Annotated in this window: 18 protein-coding genes and 1 pseudogene; 12 read left to right on the top strand and 7 right to left on the bottom strand. The window is 61.4% G+C overall.

Features of this window, described 5'->3' with window-relative positions; all coding sequences use genetic code 11:
• Nucleotides 1-2: 2 nt before the first annotated feature.
• Nucleotides 3-1298 carry a 3-oxo-isoapionate-4-phosphate decarboxylase OiaX gene (gene oiaX, locus A6U98_RS34550; RefSeq protein ID WP_245304606.1) on the bottom strand — a complete coding sequence of 432 codons (1296 nt, stop codon included), beginning with the start codon at nt 1296-1298 and terminating at the stop codon, nt 3-5.
• 139 nt (nt 1299-1437) lie between these two features.
• On the opposite strand from oiaX, the gene A6U98_RS34545 reads away from it, so the two are divergent.
• The 7 genes from A6U98_RS34545 (at nt 1438) to A6U98_RS34515 (ending at nt 7914) form a co-directional block, all read left to right on the top strand.
• Nucleotides 1438-2142, top strand: a complete 705-nt coding sequence (locus tag A6U98_RS34545; protein WP_064655705.1) for a transcriptional regulator NanR — start codon at nt 1438-1440, stop codon at nt 2140-2142.
• 195 nt (nt 2143-2337) lie between these two features.
• Nucleotides 2338-2658 carry a hypothetical protein gene (locus tag A6U98_RS34540; RefSeq protein ID WP_064655704.1) on the top strand — a complete coding sequence of 107 codons (321 nt, stop codon included), beginning with the start codon at nt 2338-2340 and terminating at the stop codon, nt 2656-2658.
• 190 nt (nt 2659-2848) lie between these two features.
• Nucleotides 2849-3607: a FadR/GntR family transcriptional regulator gene (locus A6U98_RS34535; protein ID WP_064655703.1), complete on the top strand. Its 759-nt coding sequence runs from the start codon at nt 2849-2851 to the stop codon at nt 3605-3607.
• A 23-nt stretch (nt 3608-3630) separates the two neighbouring features.
• On the top strand, nt 3631-4605 hold the full coding sequence (locus A6U98_RS34530) for a sialic acid TRAP transporter substrate-binding protein SiaP (protein WP_064655702.1): 975 nt from the start codon (nt 3631-3633) through the stop codon (nt 4603-4605).
• 280 nt (nt 4606-4885) lie between these two features.
• Nucleotides 4886-5458, top strand: coding sequence for a TRAP transporter small permease (locus A6U98_RS34525; RefSeq protein WP_064655701.1), 573 nt, complete (start codon nt 4886-4888; stop codon nt 5456-5458).
• A gap of 4 nt (nt 5459-5462) precedes the next feature.
• Nucleotides 5463-6869 (top strand): TRAP transporter large permease, encoded by a 1407-nt coding sequence (locus A6U98_RS34520; RefSeq protein ID WP_064655700.1) that lies wholly within the window; start codon nt 5463-5465, stop codon nt 6867-6869.
• 10 nt (nt 6870-6879) lie between these two features.
• Nucleotides 6880-7914 carry an L-idonate 5-dehydrogenase gene (locus A6U98_RS34515; RefSeq protein WP_064655843.1) on the top strand — a complete coding sequence of 345 codons (1035 nt, stop codon included), beginning with the start codon at nt 6880-6882 and terminating at the stop codon, nt 7912-7914.
• Between the two features lie 88 nt (nt 7915-8002).
• Here the strand turns inward: A6U98_RS34515 and A6U98_RS34510 are convergent, their stop codons facing one another.
• A complete protein-coding gene (locus tag A6U98_RS34510; RefSeq protein WP_003550368.1) occupies nt 8003-8467 on the bottom strand; it encodes an Lrp/AsnC family transcriptional regulator in 465 nt (154 codons plus the stop codon).
• Between the two features lie 126 nt (nt 8468-8593).
• Between A6U98_RS34510 and alr the strand changes: the two genes are divergently transcribed.
• From alr to A6U98_RS34495, 3 genes are all read left to right on the top strand, one after another.
• Nucleotides 8594-9727 carry an alanine racemase gene (gene alr / locus A6U98_RS34505; RefSeq protein WP_064655699.1) on the top strand — a complete coding sequence of 378 codons (1134 nt, stop codon included), beginning with the start codon at nt 8594-8596 and terminating at the stop codon, nt 9725-9727.
• 29 nt (nt 9728-9756) lie between these two features.
• Nucleotides 9757-11007 (top strand): D-amino acid dehydrogenase, encoded by a 1251-nt coding sequence (locus A6U98_RS34500; RefSeq protein ID WP_064655698.1) that lies wholly within the window; start codon nt 9757-9759, stop codon nt 11005-11007.
• Between the two features lie 86 nt (nt 11008-11093).
• Complete coding sequence (locus A6U98_RS34495; protein ID WP_064655697.1) at nt 11094-12116, top strand: AraC family transcriptional regulator; 1023 nt, start codon at nt 11094-11096, stop codon at nt 12114-12116.
• A gap of 84 nt (nt 12117-12200) precedes the next feature.
• On the opposite strand, the gene A6U98_RS34490 is transcribed toward A6U98_RS34495, so the two are convergent.
• Nucleotides 12201-13535, bottom strand: a complete 1335-nt coding sequence (locus A6U98_RS34490; protein WP_064655696.1) for an aspartate aminotransferase family protein — start codon at nt 13533-13535, stop codon at nt 12201-12203.
• Nucleotides 13536-13678: 143 nt separating this feature from the next.
• Here A6U98_RS34490 and A6U98_RS34485 point away from each other — a divergent pair, with 143 nt between their 5' ends.
• A complete protein-coding gene (locus A6U98_RS34485) occupies nt 13679-14227 on the top strand; it encodes a cupin domain-containing protein (RefSeq protein WP_064655695.1) in 549 nt (182 codons plus the stop codon).
• Here the strand turns inward: A6U98_RS34485 and A6U98_RS34480 are convergent.
• Entirely contained in the window at nt 14224-15006 is a 783-nt protein-coding gene (locus tag A6U98_RS34480; RefSeq protein WP_064655694.1) for a pyrroline-5-carboxylate reductase, read from the bottom strand. The two genes, A6U98_RS34485 and A6U98_RS34480, sit on opposite strands and share 4 nt — an antisense overlap.
• Nucleotides 15007-15308: 302 nt before the next feature.
• Here A6U98_RS34480 and A6U98_RS34475 point away from each other — a divergent pair, with 302 nt between their 5' ends.
• Nucleotides 15309-16160 (top strand): hypothetical protein, encoded by an 852-nt coding sequence (locus tag A6U98_RS34475; protein ID WP_064655693.1) that lies wholly within the window; start codon nt 15309-15311, stop codon nt 16158-16160.
• Between the two features lie 10 nt (nt 16161-16170).
• On the opposite strand, the gene A6U98_RS34470 is transcribed toward A6U98_RS34475, so the two are convergent.
• From A6U98_RS34470 to A6U98_RS34460, 3 genes and pseudogenes are all read right to left on the bottom strand, one after another.
• A complete protein-coding gene (locus A6U98_RS34470; RefSeq protein WP_064655692.1) occupies nt 16171-17292 on the bottom strand; it encodes a hypothetical protein in 1122 nt (373 codons plus the stop codon).
• Nucleotides 17293-17294: 2 nt separating this feature from the next.
• Nucleotides 17295-17845 (bottom strand): annotated as a pseudogene (locus tag A6U98_RS34465) (hypothetical protein).
• An 80-nt stretch (nt 17846-17925) separates the two neighbouring features.
• A complete protein-coding gene (locus tag A6U98_RS34460) occupies nt 17926-18510 on the bottom strand; it encodes a TadE/TadG family type IV pilus assembly protein (protein ID WP_064655691.1) in 585 nt (194 codons plus the stop codon).
• Nucleotide 18511 lies beyond the last annotated feature (1 nt).

Below are 18511 nucleotides of genomic sequence, written 5' to 3'. Positions count from 1 at the left end.
GGTCACGCGCCCTTGCCGTCGCTGAATTTTGCAATCGAAGCGGCAAGCTCCGGATGATCTTTCGCGTAGACCTCCAACGGGATGTCCGCGACCGCGGCCTGCCAGGCCTGCTGCACGGCCCGAACGCCGGCCGCCGGTCCGCCGGGGTGGCTGACGATGCCACCGCCGCAGAGATAGAGAAGATCGACGGTCCGGCCGGTCCGCTTGTAGGTCTCAGGCGCTTGTCCTCCCCACTGGCCCGAACCGGCAACCGGAAGCGGGCAATCGGAGGCATCGAATAGCGGCGTGCTGACGGCCCTGAAGGACGAGACGAAACTGTCGTCCGGTTCCCAATATTTGACCCTGATGCCGTTGATCTGAAACTGGTCGACCCCGAGCAGCCGCCAGAATTGCTGATAGACCTTGAAGTCCATGCCGGCGCCCGGGTCGCGCGTCAGCACGTCCCAACCGTTTCGATGCGCGTGCAGCACCAGATTGGAGCGCTTGCGCAGAAAGCTCATGCCGCCGAAGCCGATCGAGTTGATGTTGACGACGGCGCAGTTGCCGCCGGCCTTGGCGACGATGTCGTGGTTGCGCATCATCTCGTCGGGATCGGCATGTGAGATGCCGAAGGCGTACATGACCTTCTTGCCGGTCTTCTGCTCGTGATCGAGAATGCGCGGCATGATCGCCGAAACCCGATCCTTGAGCGGCGAATAGGCCGGGCTCATCAGTTTTTCGTCATCCTTGATAAAGTCGACGCCGGATGAGATCAGCTCGCCGACGAGTTCCGCCGTCTCTTGCGGTCTGAGGCCAAGCGCCGGCTTGACGATCGTTCCGATGATGGGGCGACCTTCGACGCCGGTGAGGCGGCGGCTTCCAGGGATGCCGAACTGCGGTCCGGGATGCGTGCTTTTGAAGGCATCGGGCAGCCTCATGTCGACGATGCGGATGCCGGTCATGCCCTTGATGGAATAGACGCCGCCGATCGCAATGGTCATCAATGCGGAGAGATCGGTCCCGATCGCTTCCAACGGAAAGGCGATGTCGACATCGGCGCGATTGAGTAGCGTGCCGGGGGCGATCTCGGGCCAGGTCGGATGATTTGCGCCTTCGAGAGCACGAATCGCCAGGACGCGGGCGGCGACACGCGACTTCAGCTCCTCGGTCTCGCCCGGGACGGGCACGAAAGTTCCGGTCGACTGGTCGCTCGCGATCTTTTCCGCCATCGCCTCGACGCTGCCGGGCGTTTCGATACGGTAGGTCAGGGTAATCATCATGAAACTGACGGTTGCTCCTCTCGCCACGTAGATTGCCATGGCGTCAACTCATGATCTGGTATAATGAGTATTCCAACTTATGAAAAGTAGAATCTTCGGATCCGCAAATTTTCACCGACAGCTTTGTTCTCGACCCGGAAAACTGTTAGGAGGAAACATTTTGAGCCAGCGAGATGTGATGACCCAGCCCCTCGAACAAATCGTCCGCCGGAAACTCTCTGACGAAGTGTTTGATCGACTTGAGCGAATGATCACCTCGGGTGAGCTTCAGCCCGGCGACGAAATGCCCTCCGAGCGCGTGCTGATGGAACGCTTCGGCGTTGGCCGGCCGGCGATCAGGGAGGCCATGCAGTCCCTTGCCAACAAAGGTCTTGTCAGCATTTCGCACGGTGAGCGGGCGAAGGTTCTCAGGCTGACGGCAAAGTCGATATTCCGCCAGGTCGATCTCACCGCGAAGATCATGCTGTCGCAATCGGCCGACTCGCTGGAGCATCTCAAGAGCGCCCGCATCTTCTTCGAACGCGGCATGGCACGCGAGGCCGCGCAGCGGGCCTCCGCAAATGATATCGCCGACCTCAGGAACGTCATCGAACGCCAGCGAATGTCGCTTGGGCGGGCCGAAGAGTTCATCGACGCGGACATGGAATTCCACACCCGCATCGCGCAGATATCGGGCAACCCGATCTACGTCGCCGTCAGCGAAGCAATGCTAGCCTGGCTGAAGGAATACCATACCGAGATGCTGATCTGGACCGGCAAGGAAAAGTTCACGCTCGCCGAACACGACGAGATCGTCGACCGTCTGGCCGCAAACGACGTGGATGGTTCGGAAACGGCCCTTCTCAAGCATCTCGAGCGGTCGCGAGCGCTTTACGCGAAATAAATTTAACGAACTCGGCGATCGCCGGTTGGCGAGCGACGGGTCATCGCTCGTCTCCTGATCCGGCCCCACGCCTTGACCCTCGGCTGCGCGCCTGCAGACCCGAGCCTAGTGTATATTTGTAAGCAGCAAATGCGGAACAATGACGCGCCGGCGAGGTTCTGAATGATCACGCAAAGATCCTAAGGAGGACATCAGATGCGTATGAAACTCTTAGCAGCCTCGCTTCTTTCTATCGGCATGGCCACGTCTGCTTTCGCCCAATCCAATCCGGCGCCGGCCGGGGCCACGATCGATAAAAACCAGGCCGATCAGGGTGGCGGTGCAAGCGGCACTATGAAGGCCAAAAAGCCGATGGCGACCGATACCACCACGACCGGCTCCACGACCACCGGCACAATGAAAACCGACAGGACCAAGTGCCCCAATCCGGTCAACAACTCCAGCAATCTTCAAACGCAAGGCGGCACAAGCAACGCCACGCCGATGGATGAGGCCTGTGCAGCGCATAACAACTGATCACCCCTCTACGCAAAGAACCCCGCTGCGGCGGGGTTTTTTCTTGCCCGGCTCAGCCAAGGATGTGAACTCTCCTATTAAGTTTATGCGGCGGATTGACGCACAACTTCTGTGATGATACCTGTACCTTAATTGGTCAGGCCAGTTGACCAGCTGTGCGGCTTGAGGAGAAGCCGCCGGGGAGGCCCAGATGTTTTCGCCTGTTGAATCACGCCGTCTTTACAGACAGGTCGCGGATCAGATTCGCTTGATGATCGCCAGCGGCGAGCTTGCCGTCGGCCAGCGGCTGCCGGCCGAGCGCGACCTGGCGGAGCAACTCTCGGTCTCACGCCCGACCGTCCGCGAGGCGCTGATCGTCCTCGAGGTCGAAGGACTCGTCAACATCCGCATGGGTTCCGGCATCTACGTGGTGCGCCAGCATGCTGCGGCGGTCACCGGGGCTGAGCGCGAGCCGGTGGAGGGGCCGTTCGAACTGTTGCAGGCCCGCGCCCTCATCGAATGCGCCATCGCCGAAGAAGCTGCCGGTCGTGCCAAGCCGGACGATATCGCTCTGCTCGATGAAGCTCTGACGCGCATGGGTGGTGTGGTAAACGATGCGATCGCAGTGCTCGATGCGGATCGCGCCTTCCACACCGGCATTGCCGCCATCATTGGGAATGCGACATTGATCCGCGTCACGGGCGAGATGTTCGACATGCGCATGACCCCTTATTTCGCAAGGCTCGCCAGCCACTTCGAGGGGCCGACGACATGGCGCAGGGCCCTGGACGAGCATCGCGCCATTCGCGACGCGATCGCCGCCGGCGATGCCGCTGGCGCCAAGGCCGCCATGCGCGCCCATCTCACAATGTCGCAGAAGAGGTTTTCCGAGAGCTTCGGGGAGGAGTTCTCGGGGGAAGAGGAGCGCGGCCGCAACAAGCGGCCGTCGAAAGGAACGACCAAGACTTAACCCAAGCTCGGGAGGAGAGAGCAATGAAAAGCAGACTGGCAACGATACTTTGCACTGCAGCCGCGATCATGGCGAGCAGCGCGATCGCGCAGGCCCAGACAGTGCTGAAATGGGCACATGTCTATGAAACGTCAGAGCCCTTCCACACGGATTCCGTCTGGGCCGCAGAAGAGATCAACAAGCGCACCGACGGGCGCTACAAGATCGAGGTCTATCCGGCGTCGCAGCTCGGCAAGGAAGCCGACATCAACCAGGGCCTCAAGCTCGGGACGGTCGACATCATCATCTCGGGATCGAGCTTCGCGGCCCGAGACTACAAGCCGATCGGCGTGACTTACTTCCCCTATATCTTCCGCGGTCCCGATCACCTGATCGCCTACACCAAGAGCGATGTCTTCAAGCGTCTTGCCAAAGGCTATGAAGACAAGACCGGCAACCACATCGCCGCCGTCAGCTATTACGGCACGCGCCACACGACATCAAACAAGCCGATCGCCAAATGCGCCGATATGCAGGGCTTGAAGATCCGGGTGCCTGACGTTCCGGCCTATCTCGCCATGCCGCGCGCCTGCGGTGCCAACACGACGCCGATCGCCTTTGCCGAAGTCTATCTCGCTTTGCAGAACGGCACGGTCGAGGCACAGGAAAACCCGCTGACGACAATCGAGGCGAAGAAGTTCTATGAAGTCCAGAAGAACATCATCCTCACCGGCCACATCGTCGATCACCTCAACACCGTGATCTCGAAGACCCGGTGGGCGAGCCTTTCCGACGAGGACAAGAAGATCTTCGGCGAGGTCATGCAGGAGGCGGCCGAGCGCACCAGCAAGACGATCGCCGGCAAGGAAAACGGTCTTATTGCGACCTTCAAGGAAAAGGGCCTGAACGTCGCCGAGGTCGACAAGGCCGACTTCGAAAAGACCGTGATGGAAAAGGTGAAGTTCGAGGATTTCGGCTACGAGAAGGCCGATTGGGAAGCAATCCGCGCGATCCAGTAAACTCTGCAAACCACCTTTTCGTCATGCCCCTCACCCTAACCCTCTCCCCGTTAGACGGGGAGAGGGGACGTGCCAAACGCAGCGGTTAGGGTTGAAAGAAGCCGGCGCGCCATGTCCCTTCTCCCCGCTGGCGGGGAGAAGGTGGCGGCAGCCGGATGAGGGGCAGGTATCGGCACTCACTGAGCCGAGGATCACGCCGAGCAAAGGACGATGTTTGTCGACAACTGAAGGGCGCGCCGCCAAGCGCGCTCCTTCTTCCCCAACTGGAACAGGGCCGATCATGTCGCAAGAAATCCATACGCAAATCACGGCCGAAGAAATCGGTCACGAGTTCGAAGGGCACGCTCCGACCGCAAACGTCTCGGACTATGCCATTGAAGACTGGATCACGCTGATCGTCTTCTGGCTGATGGCCGGTTGCGTGTTCCTGCAGTTCTTCACGCGTTATGTGCTGAACGACAGCTATGCATGGACCGAGGAAATAGCGATCAATTGCCTGATCGGCGTCGTCTTTCTCGGATCCGTCATGTGCGTGCGCACGTCGCGGCATATCCAGGTGGATGTGTTCTATCACTATATGCCTGCAGGCCTGGCGCGCGTGCTCGCCACTTTTGTCGATATCGTCCGCATCGGCTTCTTCGCCTATGGCTGCCATCTGATGTGGCGCTACGTCGACATCGTCGCGGACGAGCAGATGGTCACCATCGATCTGCCGCGCAACATCGTCTTCTACGCCGTTCTCGTCGCCTTCGTGCTGATGTTGATCCGCGCGATCATCGTCTTCATCGCCAACATGCGCCGCGGCTACTCCGTTCTGGAGCGTCCCGAAGAATTCCAGACCATCGAGGGTTGATCTGATGCTACTGCTTCTTGGCTCGTTTCTGGTGCTGATGCTGGTCGGGGTGCCCGTTGCCATCTCTATGGCCGTCGCATCCGTGCTTTACATTGTCCTTTACGGCGTCGCCCCCGACATCATCGTCGCCCAGCGCATGATCGCCGGCGTCGAAAGCTTCCCGCTGCTCGCCGTGCCCTTCTTCATCCTCGCGGGCAACCTGATGAACTCGGCGGGCGTCACCGGCCGCATTTATTCCTTTGCCGTTGCTCTCGTCGGCTGGATGAAGGGCGGTCTCGCGCAAGTCAACATCATCGGTTCGGTGATCTTCTCCGGCATGTCGGGCACAGCGCTCGCCGACGCAGCCGGTATCGGCACGATCGAGATCAAGGCGATGAAGGATCACGGCTATCCGGTCGAGGCCGCGGTCGGCGTGACGGCGGCTTCGGCAACGCTCGGCCCGATCTTCCCGCCGTCGCTGCCTTTCGTGATCTACGGCATGATGGCGAACGTCTCGATCGGCGCTCTTTTCATGGCGGGCATCCTGCCCGGCATTGTCATGACGCTCCTGATGATGATCACCGTCGCCGCCTTTGCTTACAAGAAGCGCTGGGGCTCGGACGCGCCGTTCGATGTGAGGCAGCTGCTGTCGGCGGGGATGGAAATCGTTGTCGTCCTGGCGGTGCCGCTGGCCATCTATCTGATGATGCAGGCGGGCGTATCGATGAATGTTGCGGCGGGCATTGCTCTTGCCCTTCTTCTTGCCCTCGACTGGTATTTCCGCTTCTCCGCCGTCATGGCGCTGATGACGCCGGTCATCCTGATCGGCGGCATGACGATGGGGTGGTTCACGCCGACGGAGGCCGCCGTCGCAGCCGTCCTCTGGTCTCTGTTCCTCGGCCTGGTGCGTTACCGCACGATGACGCCCTCGACGCTCGCCAAGGCAAGCTTCGATACGATCGAGACGACGGCATCCGTTCTCTTCATCGTCACCGCGGCATCGGTCTTCGCATGGCTGCTGACGGTGAGCCAGGCGGCCCAGCTGCTGTCCGATGCGATCCTGTCGATCACCGACAATAAATGGGTTTTCCTGATCCTCGTGAACCTGCTGATGCTCTTCGTCGGCTGCTTCCTGGATACGATCGCGGCCATCACCATTCTCGTGCCGATCCTTCTCCCGATCGTCCTGAAATTCGGGATCGATCCCGTCCAGTTCGGTCTCATCATGACGCTGAACCTGATGATCGGACTGCTGCATCCGCCGCTCGGCATGGTGCTTTTCGTGTTGTCGAGGGTCGCGAAACTATCCGTCGAACGCACGACCATGGCAATCCTGCCCTGGCTGGTGCCGCTCTTCCTGGCGCTGATCCTGATAACCTTTGTCCCGGCCATATCGCTGTGGCTGCCGCAGCAGCTTGGACTGTTGAGATAGGATGGAAACGATGCGGACACGTCTGGCACGGCTTTACCAAAAGGGCGATCTCAGGATCGAGACCGATACGGTTGCGGTCCCCGGTCCAGGCGAGGTGCTTCTCAAGATGGCGGCCGCAGGGATTTGCGGCTCCGACCTGCATTATTATCAGGATGGCGGCTTCGGGCCGGTCCGAGTGCGCGAGCCGATCATACCCGGCCACGAGGCATCGGGAACCGTAAGCCAGGCAGGCGAGGGCGTCGATCTGAAGGCTGGCACGCTGGTGGCGGTCAATCCCAGCCAGCCCTGCAGGCATTGCGAATATTGCCAGAAAAACATGCCGATCCACTGCCTGGAAATGCGCTTCATGGGCAGCGCGATGCGCCTGCCGCATGAGCAGGGCATGTTCCGGGAGTGGCTGGTGGTGCCGGCCAAGCAGTGCTTTGCGGTCGGAGTTGCGACAACTGCTGCGGAAGCGGCCTGCAGCGAGCCGCTCTCCGTCTGCCTGCACGCGGCATCGCGTGCGGGAGATATCACAGGCAAACGCGTGCTGGTCACCGGCGCCGGGCCGATCGGCGCCCTGATGGTTGCCGTCGCAGCTTATTATGGGGCTAGCGAGATCGTGGTGACCGATCTCGCGGATGCGGCGCTCACCAGGGCAAAAGCGATGGGCGCCACCCGCACCATCAATGTTTCCAAGGATGCCCCGGCGCTTGCAGAATACGAGGCGGGAAAGGGCTATTTCGATCTCGTCTTCGAATGCTCGGCCGCCGCTCCGGCCATCCGCGGCGCGATTGCCGCCATCAGACCACGCGGAACGATCGTACAGGTCGGCGTCACAGGAGACGTCCCGATCCCTCTCAACGCCATCGTCGGCAAGGAGCTTCACATTCACGGAACGCAGCGGTTCCACGAGGAATTCGCGACCGCCGTCGAGCTGATCTCCAGCCGCAAGATCGATGTGCGTCCAATCATCAGCCACAGCCTGCCGCTCGAAGAAGCCGACGCAGCCTTCATCCTCGCCGGTGACCGGGCGACCGCCTGCAAGGTGCAACTCACCTTTTAGTCCAGGGCGGTTGCCGCTCCGTCGACGGAGCGGAGTAAGAGATTGGGTCCTGCTGATAGGCAATTAGGCGCCGCTTGATGTTCGCGTTTCAGCGCCTGCCCCTCGTGCGCGTCGCCAGAACGTTGCGGATCGAGAAGCTGGAATGAATCCTGAGGACGCCGGGCAAGGTCGAAAGGATCTCTTTATGGATCCGCTCGAACTCGCCCGCATTGGCAACCTCCACCCGCAGCAGGTAGTCCGAACCACCCGTCATCAGAAAACATTCCCGGATCTCGGGATGCCGGCGGACCGCCGCCTCAAGGCGGTCGAGATAGTCCTCCGTCTGTCGTTCGAGAGTGATGTTGATGATCACGGCGATCATCTCATCCGCATTGCCGGTGTCGACCAGCACCGTATAGCCGCGGATCACGCCTGATTTTTCCATGATCTTAATGCGCCTGAGGCAGGCCGAGGGAGAGAGGCCTATCTCGGCTGCGAGCTTGGCATTGCTCATGCGGGCATCGAGGCGCAGCAGTCTCAGGATATTGCGATCGATGGCGTCTAGAGCGGGCATGAGAGATCGTTCCAAATTTTCGTTGATTATGCGGCCACTAAGCAAATCAAACAATAATCGACTACTGAATGATCGGCAATTTCGCCCATTATTTCATAAGCTCCCCGAGATCAAAAAGGGGTGGACATGGATAGCGATATTTTGGTTTCCCGCACACGAACTGCCACGACCGCGCAAGGAGCCACGGGCTATCTGACAGTCGATCTTGCCGCCCTCGGCCGCAACTATCGCAAGCTGGTATCGATGCTGGCGCCGGTCCGCGCGGGCGCTGTCGTCAAGGCCGACGCCTATGGTCTCGGCGCCGAGCGGGTGGCGAGAACGCTTTACGGTGAAGCTTGCAGGCATTTCTTCGTCGCCCAATTTATCGAGGCCGTGAGGCTCAGACCGGCCCTTGCGCACGACGCCCAGATTTTCGTGTTGAACGGCTTGCAGCCGGGCAACGAGATCGCCTGCGCCGAGATGGGGGTTGTCCCGGTTCTCAATTCGCTGGCGCAGTGGCGGCAATGGTCGGCGGCCGCGCGCATTCTGAAGCGCTGCCTGCCCGCCGTCCTGCAATTCGACACCGGCATGTCGCGGCTCGGGTTTCCCAGGGAAGAGCGAGCGGAGCTGGCGGCGGCTCTTGGCGACGGCAGCAACGTCGAAATCCTGTTCATCATGAGCCATCTGGCTTCGGCCGATGACATGGACAGCGAACAGAACGGCGAGCAGTTTGCCGAGATGTCCCGCATTGCCGACGAATTTCCCGGCTTCGACATTTCCTTCGCCAATTCCGGCGGCGTTTTCCTGGGCGGCGCCTATCACGGCGTGCTCGCCCGCCCCGGCATCGCGCTTTATGGCGGCGCTCCGAACGCCGGCGAGAAGAACCCGATGGAGCCGGTCGTCAGCCTCAATGTCGCCGTCGTGCAGACGCGCACCGTGCCGGCGGGTGCGAAGGTCGGCTATGGCGGCGCGCATGTGGCGCAACGGGAAACGCGTCTAGCCACCATTGCCGCCGGCTATGCCGATGGCCTGCCGCGATGCCTCGGCGATCGCGGCGCCGTCTATTTCAAGGGCATCCGCCTGCCGATCGTCGGCCGCGTGTCGATGGACAGCACGACCGTCGACATCACAGCACTGCCCGAGGGCGCGCTGACCTTCGGCAGTCTCGTCGAAGTGCTTGGCCGCCATCAGACGCTCGAGGACATTGCCCGCGACGCCGGCACCATTTCTTACGAAATCCTAACCGGCCTGGGCGATCGTTACGACAGGCAATATCGCTAAGAGCCGGCGGCTCCATCATTGGGAACATTATGAAGGTCATCGTTCTAGGAGCCGGCATCGTCGGCGTCACATCCGCTTATCAGCTGGCCAAGGCCGGCCATGACGTCACGGTCGTCGACCGGCAGTCGGGTCCGGCGCTGGAGACCAGCTTTGCCAATGCCGGCGAAGTCTCCTTCGGCTATTGTTCGCCATGGGCAGCGCCCGGCATTCCCATGAAGGCCATGAAGTGGCTGTTCATGAAGCACGCGCCGCTCATCCTGCGCCCGAAACTCGACATGGCCATGCTTTCCTGGATGGCGAGGATGCTGTCGAACTGCACCTCCGAGCGCTATGCGATCAACAAGAGCCGCATGCTGCGCCTTGCCGATTACAGCCGCATCGCGCTGGCCGACCTTCGCACCGAGACCGGCATCGCCTATGATGAACGCATGCAGGGAACCCTGCAGCTGTTCCGTACGCCGCAGCAGCTCGATGCCTCGGCAAAGGATGTCAAGGCGCTGGCTGCCGACGGCATTCCCTATGAAGTGCTGAATCGGGACGGCTGCATCCGCTTCGAACCGGCGCTGAAGCATGTGCGCGACAAGATTGTCGGCGGTCTGCTGACGCCGAAGGACGAAACCGGCGATTGCTTCAAGTTCACCAATGCGCTGGCGGCCAAAGCCGAGGCGCTCGGCGTCCGTTTCGCTTACGGGACGACGATCAAGGCGCTGGATGTCGAGGCCGGCTGCGTGCGTGGTGTCACCACCGATCGTGAGCGGATGAGTGCGGAGGCGGTGGTGGTCGCGCTCGGCAGCTATTCGCCGCTGCTGCTCAAGCCGCTCGGCATCCGGCTGCCGGTCTATCCCGTCAAGGGCTATTCGCTCACCATCCCGATCGCCGATGCGTCACGCGCGCCGGAATCGACCGTGATGGACGAGACCTACAAGATCGCGATCACCCGGCTCGGCGATCGCATTCGTGTCGGCGGCATGGCTGAAATATCAGGCTATACCAACGATCTTGGCCTCGCCCGCCGCAGCACGCTGGAATATTCGGTCACCGATCTCTTCCCCGGCGGCGATGTTTCCAAGGCCTCCTTCTGGTCCGGCCTGCGTCCGATGACGCCCGATGGCACGCCGGTCATCGGCCCGACAAAGGTCGCCGGTCTCTTCCTCAATACCGGTCACGGCACGCTCGGCTGGACCATGAGCACCGGTTCGGCGCGGCTCATCGGCGATCTCGTCGGCGGCCGCCAGCCGGAAATCGATGTGAGGGATCTCGCCATCAGCCGCTACGGCTAAACCGCCCCGGGGCAACACAAAAAGAGGGATGAACATGATTGCGCAAATCCATTATCACTTGTTTGCCTCGCCTTTCGAGGTCACGAATGTCCGTTAATTCTCATATAGATAACGACGGCAGCCTCGCCCGACAGCTGGCAGTGCAGAGCATGTTGTTTCGGGAAACGGCGCACAGCGGAACGGACCCGGATGAACTCTCGGAAATATTGTCGACGCCAACCTCGCCGATCAAGGTTGCGGCCGAAGGCAATATGCCAATTGCATACCACTGCAATTTCGTCTCCGTGGGAGAAGAGGTAACAGTAGCCGACTGTACCTACGAAGGCACAATCCTGATCAGGCGGGAGGCGCCCAGCGACAGGATGATCGTTTTTCTGCCGATGGCAGGGAACGCATCCTTCGAAGGCATGCGGGAGCAAATCTATTCCGTTCCCGCTCGTGGCACGATCCTTGAGGCAGGTCGTGCCGCGGGTGCTCGCCTGTTTGGCCCCCGCCGTCATTTCGGCCTGTTCGTCGATCAGGCGAAGATCACCAGCCACCTGACGCATATGTTCGAGAGAACGATCAGCGGCGACGTCGATTTTCATCCTCACATCGATCTGACGACCGGTCCCGGGCTTGTATTCCAGCAACTTGTCTCGAGCCTCCATCGCGGCCTCAGCGGGAACGGACCGCTGCAGCGCTCGCCGCTGGCCGCCGGTTCGCTCTGCGACGCGGCGATCTATCTGCTTCTGGAGACCTGCCCCCATCGTTATTCGAACGAGCTTGCGCTCCCTGCTCCGGCACCAGCCCCACGCCATGTGAAATGGGCCATCGACTTCATGCAGGAACACATCGTCGAGCCGATTTCGCTCAACGATATCGCGATGGCAGCCAAGGTAAGCGTTCGGACTTTGCAGCAGGGTTTCCGGCAGTTCAGGGATACGACCCCGATGTCTTACCTGCATGACCTTCGGATGGCCGCCGCCCATCGCGATTTGCTCGAGTCTGATGAGAAGCAAGCCATCGCCGACGTCGCGCTCAGATGGGGATTTACGCATCTGGGGCGGTTTGCTGCCGAATACAGGAAGCGCTTCGGCCAATTGCCGTCGCAGACCTTGAAGCGCTGAGCTCCATCTCGGCGTGCCGGATGGTTCCGTCGACGATGGACCAGACGTCCGATCGCCGACGGGAGCGTCATGCGGGATGCGGATCTATGCCGCGCGCTTCAAGGCATCACCGAGCGTCGAGGCAATCGTGTCGATCTGGGTTTTCTCGATAATGAGCGGCGGGGAGAGGGCGATAATGTCGCCGGTCACCCGGATCAGCAGTCCCTTGTTGAAGCAGTCGACGAAGATGTCGTAGGCGCGGGTTCCAGGCGCCCCGTCACGAGAAGCCAGTTCGACCGCGCCGACCAGTCCGAGATTGCGGATATCGACGACATGAGGCATTCCTTTCAAGGAATGAAGGGCCTCCTGCCAGTACTCGGCCAAATCGGCTGCGCGCGTCAGCAGGCCTTCCTCCTCGTAGATCTCCAGGGTAGCGAGCCCGGCGGCGCAGGCGACCGGATGGCCGGAATAGGTATAGCCGTGGAAGAGTTCGATCGCGTTATCAGGTCCGACCATCAGGCCGTCGTAGATCTTGCGGCTCGCAAAGACCGCGCCCATCGGGATCGTGCCGTTGGTGATGCCCTTTGCCGTGGTGATGAGGTCGGGTACGACGCCGAAATAGTCGGTCGCAAAAGGAGTGCCGAGACGCCCGAAGCCGGTGATGACCTCGTCGAAGATCAGCAGGATGCCGTGCTTGTCGGCGGTCGCGCGCAGCTTCTCCAGATAGCCCTTCGGCGGCAGGACGACGCCGGCCGATCCCGACATCGGCTCGACGATGACGGCTGCGATGGTTTCGGCGCCGTGCAGCTGCACCAGGCGCTCGAGATCGTCCGCCAGTTCGACGCCGTGCGGGGGCAGGCCCTTTGAAAACGCATTGCGCTCGACGTCGAGCGTGTGGCGCATGTGGTCGGCCGGTATTTGCGGGAAGACCCGCCGGTTGTTGACGAGACCGCCGACGGAAATCCCGCCGAACCCGACGCCATGATATCCCTTCTCGCGCCCGATGATCCGCGTGCGGGTGCCCTGGCCGATCGCCCGCTGGTAAGCAATGGCGATCTTGAGCGCCGTATCGACCGATTCCGAGCCCGAGCCGGTGAAGAAGATCCTGTCGAGCTTGGCTTGCGGCCCCCCAGGCGCGGTGGCAGCCAATTTCGAGGCGAAGTCGAAGGCAATCGGATGCCCCATCTGGAAGGTCGGCGCATAGTCCAGGGTTGCGAGCTGTCGCTCGACGGCATAGGCAATCTTCTTGCGGCCGTGGCCGGCGTTGCAGCACCAGAGCCCGGCCGTGCCGTCGAGCACCTGATTTCCATCGATGTCGGTGTAATACATGCCCTCGGCTGCCGCGAGAAGCCGGGGTGTGGCCTTGAATTGCCGGTTCGCGGTGAACGGCATCCAGAAATTTTCAAGTACGGGCGCGTTCGTTTTGCTGAGCTGGTCCATCCTGGCCTCCTTTGGGGTGGCGCCGAGAATGGCAACTTCTCCCTTTCAAACAAGTCCTTTTCTTTGTCGGTGCAAGCTGTTGAAATTCAATGGATAGAGAAGTATGATTTTGGATATTCTGAACAACACAAACGAACCGCATCATGTCCGTCGACATCGGCAACCGTCTTCGCCATCTCCGTATCGCCCATAAGCTTTCCCAGCGTGAGCTCGCAAAGCGCACCGGCGTGCCCAATTCGACGATCTCGCTCATCGAATCGAACGCCTCCAACCCGTCGGTCGGGGCCTTGAAGCGAATCCTGGACGGCATCCCCATCGGTCTGGCGGAGTTCTTCGCCTTCGAGCCCGAGCGTCCAAGGAAGGCCTTCTATGCGGCCGAGGAGCTGGTGGAGATCGGCAAGGGCGCCATCTCCTACAGGCAGGTTGGGGAAAACCTGTTCGGCCGCAGCCTGCAAATCCTCAAGGAATGTTACCAGCCGGGCTCCGACACTGGAAAGGTTCCCCTTGTTCACGAGGGGGAGGAGGGCGGGATCGTGCTCTCGGGACGGCTCGAGGTGACAGTCGATGACGAGCGGCGGATCCTCGGGCCGGGTGACGCCTACTATTTCGAAAGCAGGCGCCCGCACCGCTTCCGCTGCGTCGGACCGGTGCCCTGCGAGGTCATCAGCGCCTGCACGCCGCCGACTTTCTAGTTCTTGCCCTCGATCCGGGCAAGCACCCCGTCGAGTGCAGCGGTCAGCGCGACAACGCCGCCCTTCTTCTCGAAGTCTGAGAAAACCTGCTCGTTCAGTCCGCCCTTGGTCGCGAATTCGCGGCTCAGCGCGCTGAACGGTTCGTTGCCGGGGCTGTTCGCTTTCTGCGCGAGGCTTGCAAACAGCGGGGCAATGTAGGCCTGTCCCTTCGCCTTTTCGAGGCCGCTTCTTTCCAGCCAGAGGGCAACCTGCTCCATGATGCCGAAATAGGTCGACATCATTGCGCTCGCTGCCGCGAGAAGATCATATTCCTTCCTCGACTGGCATTGGACAGCCGTTCCGAGCGCATCGAAAAGCGCTGCGACGGCGGTATCGGGCGGATAGATGGCAGTGACGCCTTGCCGGCCGGCGACGAAGGGCAGGGGTATAGCCTGCACCAGATGCACGTCGGCGGCGATCCATTCGGAGAGGGCCTGGCGCTCCGTCGCCGCAACGAGGCTGACGACCATTTGGCCATCCCTGAACGATAGCGCGCGCACGACCTCCTCGGCGACCTGCGGCCGTATCGCCAGGAACACCATGTCGCAGCGCTCGACGACGTCCTGATTGTCCTTGGCAACTCTGACGGCGGCGAATTCGTCGGCCAGCGTCGCGGCGATGTGAGCGCTTCGTGGAGACACGTGAATCTCGGAGGCATAGGCCGGCTCAGTGAGAAGCCCGCGAACCATCGCTTCGGTGATCGCGCCGGTTCCGACGAACCCAATGCTGTCTATTGTCACTCGATTACTCCGCAGCTTGCAGCGGCCCTAGCGCGACATCGGTCGTGTAGTTCTCGCGCATTTTCGCTTGATTTGCCGACATGCTGCCGACGTGACTCCCTAGCCAATATGCGCCGAGATGAAAATAACAGAAACAGCCGGGGCCGACGAGTGGAACCGTACTCTTCGCCCGCTGCGCTTTCCCTGTATCGCCCGGTGACGGCGATGACGGCGCAATCTCCATTCATGATCCTGCTTTCGTTTCGGAATTCATACGCTTACAAGGTCGTGGCCTGTGAACATTCGACCGAACGGAAGGTTTCATGAATCTCATGCGTCGCACGCTCCTTGGGTCCATATGGGCGATGATCGGCTGGACGTCGTCGTCGGCCAAGCAATCCGGTCCTGAAACCGGGGAGGAAACCAAGGCGCGAGCCGAGGCCTCATCGGTAACGCCCCGGCATGTCCTCTGCTTTCTCGGAAAGGATCGTGATCTCAGCCACCTGTCCGAGGCGGCATCGCAGGCGATCGCCGACTTTGCCGGCGGGTTCAGCATCGACGACAACTACTCGCAGGCCGAGCCCGACGATCGCATGAGCCAGTCCTTCGCCGTGTGCTGGGACCGGGTCGAACCCGATGCGTGGGGTCCTGAAGACGAGGACGCCGTCGCCCATCATCAATCCGTCCTCTATGTCCTCGGCCCGAGCATGGAGCAGGGGGAGACCGTGACGGTTTCGATGGCGGCTCTCCTTCTTGTCGAACGGTTGATCGGCGCAGGCGCCGTCGCCGTCAAGGGCGAATCCGCCGGTATAGCCCATGGGCTGGACCGATGGAGAGAGCTGATCCGGCAAGGCGCCGCCGCTGTGAAAGCCGCGGACTCTCTTGCCCAGCAGCGGATCGGCCGCCTGGCCTTCGCGAAGCGGCCGCTGTCGGCGCGCGGATATCTGGAAAGCGTCGGCTTCCATCTCGTCGGATTGCCGGAGGTCTATGTGCCTGAGACGGCCGGCAACGAAAGACAGGTCGTCGCCATCATTGATGCGGTTGCCGAGGAGATCGCCGGGCGGGGTCTCGACCTGACGCTGAAGGAACGCCACGCAAGCCTCTCCTTCGATTCCACCTACGAAATCGACGAGTTCAAGTTCAATCCATACGGCATCGTCAGGCTTGCCGAGTGAGCCGCTCCGCTCAATAGAGGCTGTAGTGATAATCGTAGCTGCGGAACCAGAGCCGCGGTTTTTTGGGCCCGTCGAAACTGAGCTGCAGCAGATTGCGCGGATGGGCGCTGTCGATGACCAGCTCGTCATCGGTCTCGGGATAAGCGGCCTGGGACAGCGCGAAGCGCTGGAACACGTTGGTGAGCGCCGCTTCCGCGCTCTTCGGTTGATAGTCGTCGTCGAGCAGCAGCTCGGGCTCGTCTATGTGCTCCTGATGCAGCCAGTACCACACGCCCTCATTGGGTGTGGCAGGCCGGGCGCCGGGGTTGCCCTTGTCGCCCCAGCTATTGGTTTGCTCGTGCAGGCTGACGCCTGCCGGGTCCCAGGCGAGGGCGCCAAGGCCGTCGCCTACCTCGATGAACACAGCCACGCTGCGGTCGTAGCGAGCCAGTACGGTCTCCGGCAGCAACGCGTCCAATGCGGTCGGGCCGCCGATGCGCGTATAACCCCAACCATTGAGCAGGAATTCGCTCACCGTCCCGAGATCCTGTGGCGCCAGGAAATAGGAGTCGCCGATCTGTATGTCCGCTTCGCCCAGCAGTTGGCGCAGCGGCGCGGGCAGTTGAACATGCAGGCGTCGTTCCAGCTGCCGGAAAGCCGCTTGCGCCGTCGTGCCGGCAGGCAGCCGGGGAGCGGCCGCTTCCGCCAGTTCGGTTTTCTCGGCAAAAGCCCGCACCCGTTCGATCAATGGCCGCGAGCCGTCATAGAGCGTCGCCGAAATCGGGGCCATGTCGCGCACGGTCCATGTCTTCGAGAACGATCCGGCCCGGCCCTCGGCATCCCTCAGCGAGCCGCGCAGTTGCAGCCGCTTCAGTCCCGGCGGCAAGTTGAACACCAGTGCGGGCAGTTTTTTCAAGCCGGGAAGCGTCGCCGTGTCGTTCAGCTGGGCCACCAGCTTGCCATCCAACACGACGTCAGCGGTCACCCGCTCTCCGACACCGAGCCAAGGATGGATGCCAGCTCTGCCTTCGCGGCCTTCGGCGCTCTGCGGAGATTGGTTCTCCGCCGCCGCAGGCATGCTGCCTCCAAACATTGCCGACAGGGCTGCCCATAGCCCTGCCAGAAAGGATCGCCGTTGCAGCTTCTCGCTCATGCTCAATCCGTCTGCAGTTCCAGTGTCTTGGCAAGCTCTTCGTAAAGGTGGGCAGATCCCGCGTTGTTCTCGCCAGCATATTTGGCGCTGACCGACCGCGCGGCCTCAGCTGCGATACGAAAGGCGTCTATCCGGTTCCGGGGTCAGGCTCGGCTCCACCGCCGATGTCGCCATCGCTGAAACTGCCGGCTCTGTATCCGTCCCCCAGATCGATGACGCCGATCTGGGGGACACCATCGTTCATCCGGCCGAAGAAGGCAGGCCCGGGCCGGTCGCCATCCCGGCGACGCAGCATCCCTTCTCCGGACGCCTTGCCGTCGACACAGGCTCCGATCCAGAAGGTGGGGCCGCTTGTCAGGGATGCCGGCGCGACGAATTTGCAATGACTGCCCGGATCCTGGGACCATTGAAGATCGGTCGGTGCTGCCCCGCCAGTGCCATTCAAATACAAAGTCATCACCAGCGCGATCGGCACGATAACAGGCGACCGCCGTATGCCGCCGAAAACTCGTTTTGCCATGATTTCGTGCTCCCTTGGTGAAGGGGCTTCCATATCGTCCACAATCACCATTGTCATGACTTATTGGTGGACAATCCGGCGGACCTCCCGCCGATTGCGACGGGCCCCGCAGCTCAGTTGTAGGTGATCTTGTCGCCGACCCTCGGGCGATTGAAGTAATGGCGATCGAAGCTGTAGCCATTCTGCCCGGTGAAGTTTGAAAAGAACGCCGAGACCGGTGTCGTCAATGTGTACTGCACCCGGGTCAGCACCACCTGCACGCCGTCATCCTGGATCTCCGAAGGGACCTCGATTGTGCTCGCCGAGCCGGAGGTAAGAGCGGAGGTGTTGAGTGCTGCAGACCAGTTGACCGTCGCACTGCCGCTCTTGGCGATATCGTCCACGGCGACGGTGATCGTGAGCCCCGTCATCTCGTAGGGCTGCAGGATGAAGCTGGCGCCGGAGAGAAGCTTGGCGACGTCGGATTTCGTCCAGGAACCCTGCTGTGAAATCATGTCGCCTGTGGAAGAGGCGATCTCATCTATCTTTCGGCTGACTGTGAGTGCATGGCCGAGATCGACGGTGCCGAACAGGAGCATCACCAGGATCGGCAACACCAGCGCGAATTCCACACCCGAAGCCGCCGACCGGTCGCGCATGAGATGGCGGGCGCGGGATCGGGCGAAGCGGAAGAAGGACAGGCTCCGTTTTATGATCATG

The organism is Rhizobium sp. WYCCWR10014 (assembly GCF_001657485.1).
In the GTDB taxonomy this organism is placed as follows: domain Bacteria; phylum Pseudomonadota; class Alphaproteobacteria; order Rhizobiales; family Rhizobiaceae; genus Rhizobium.
The sequence above is the reverse complement of the archived record's forward strand: the minus strand, read 5'-3'. Positions and strand labels throughout refer to the sequence as shown.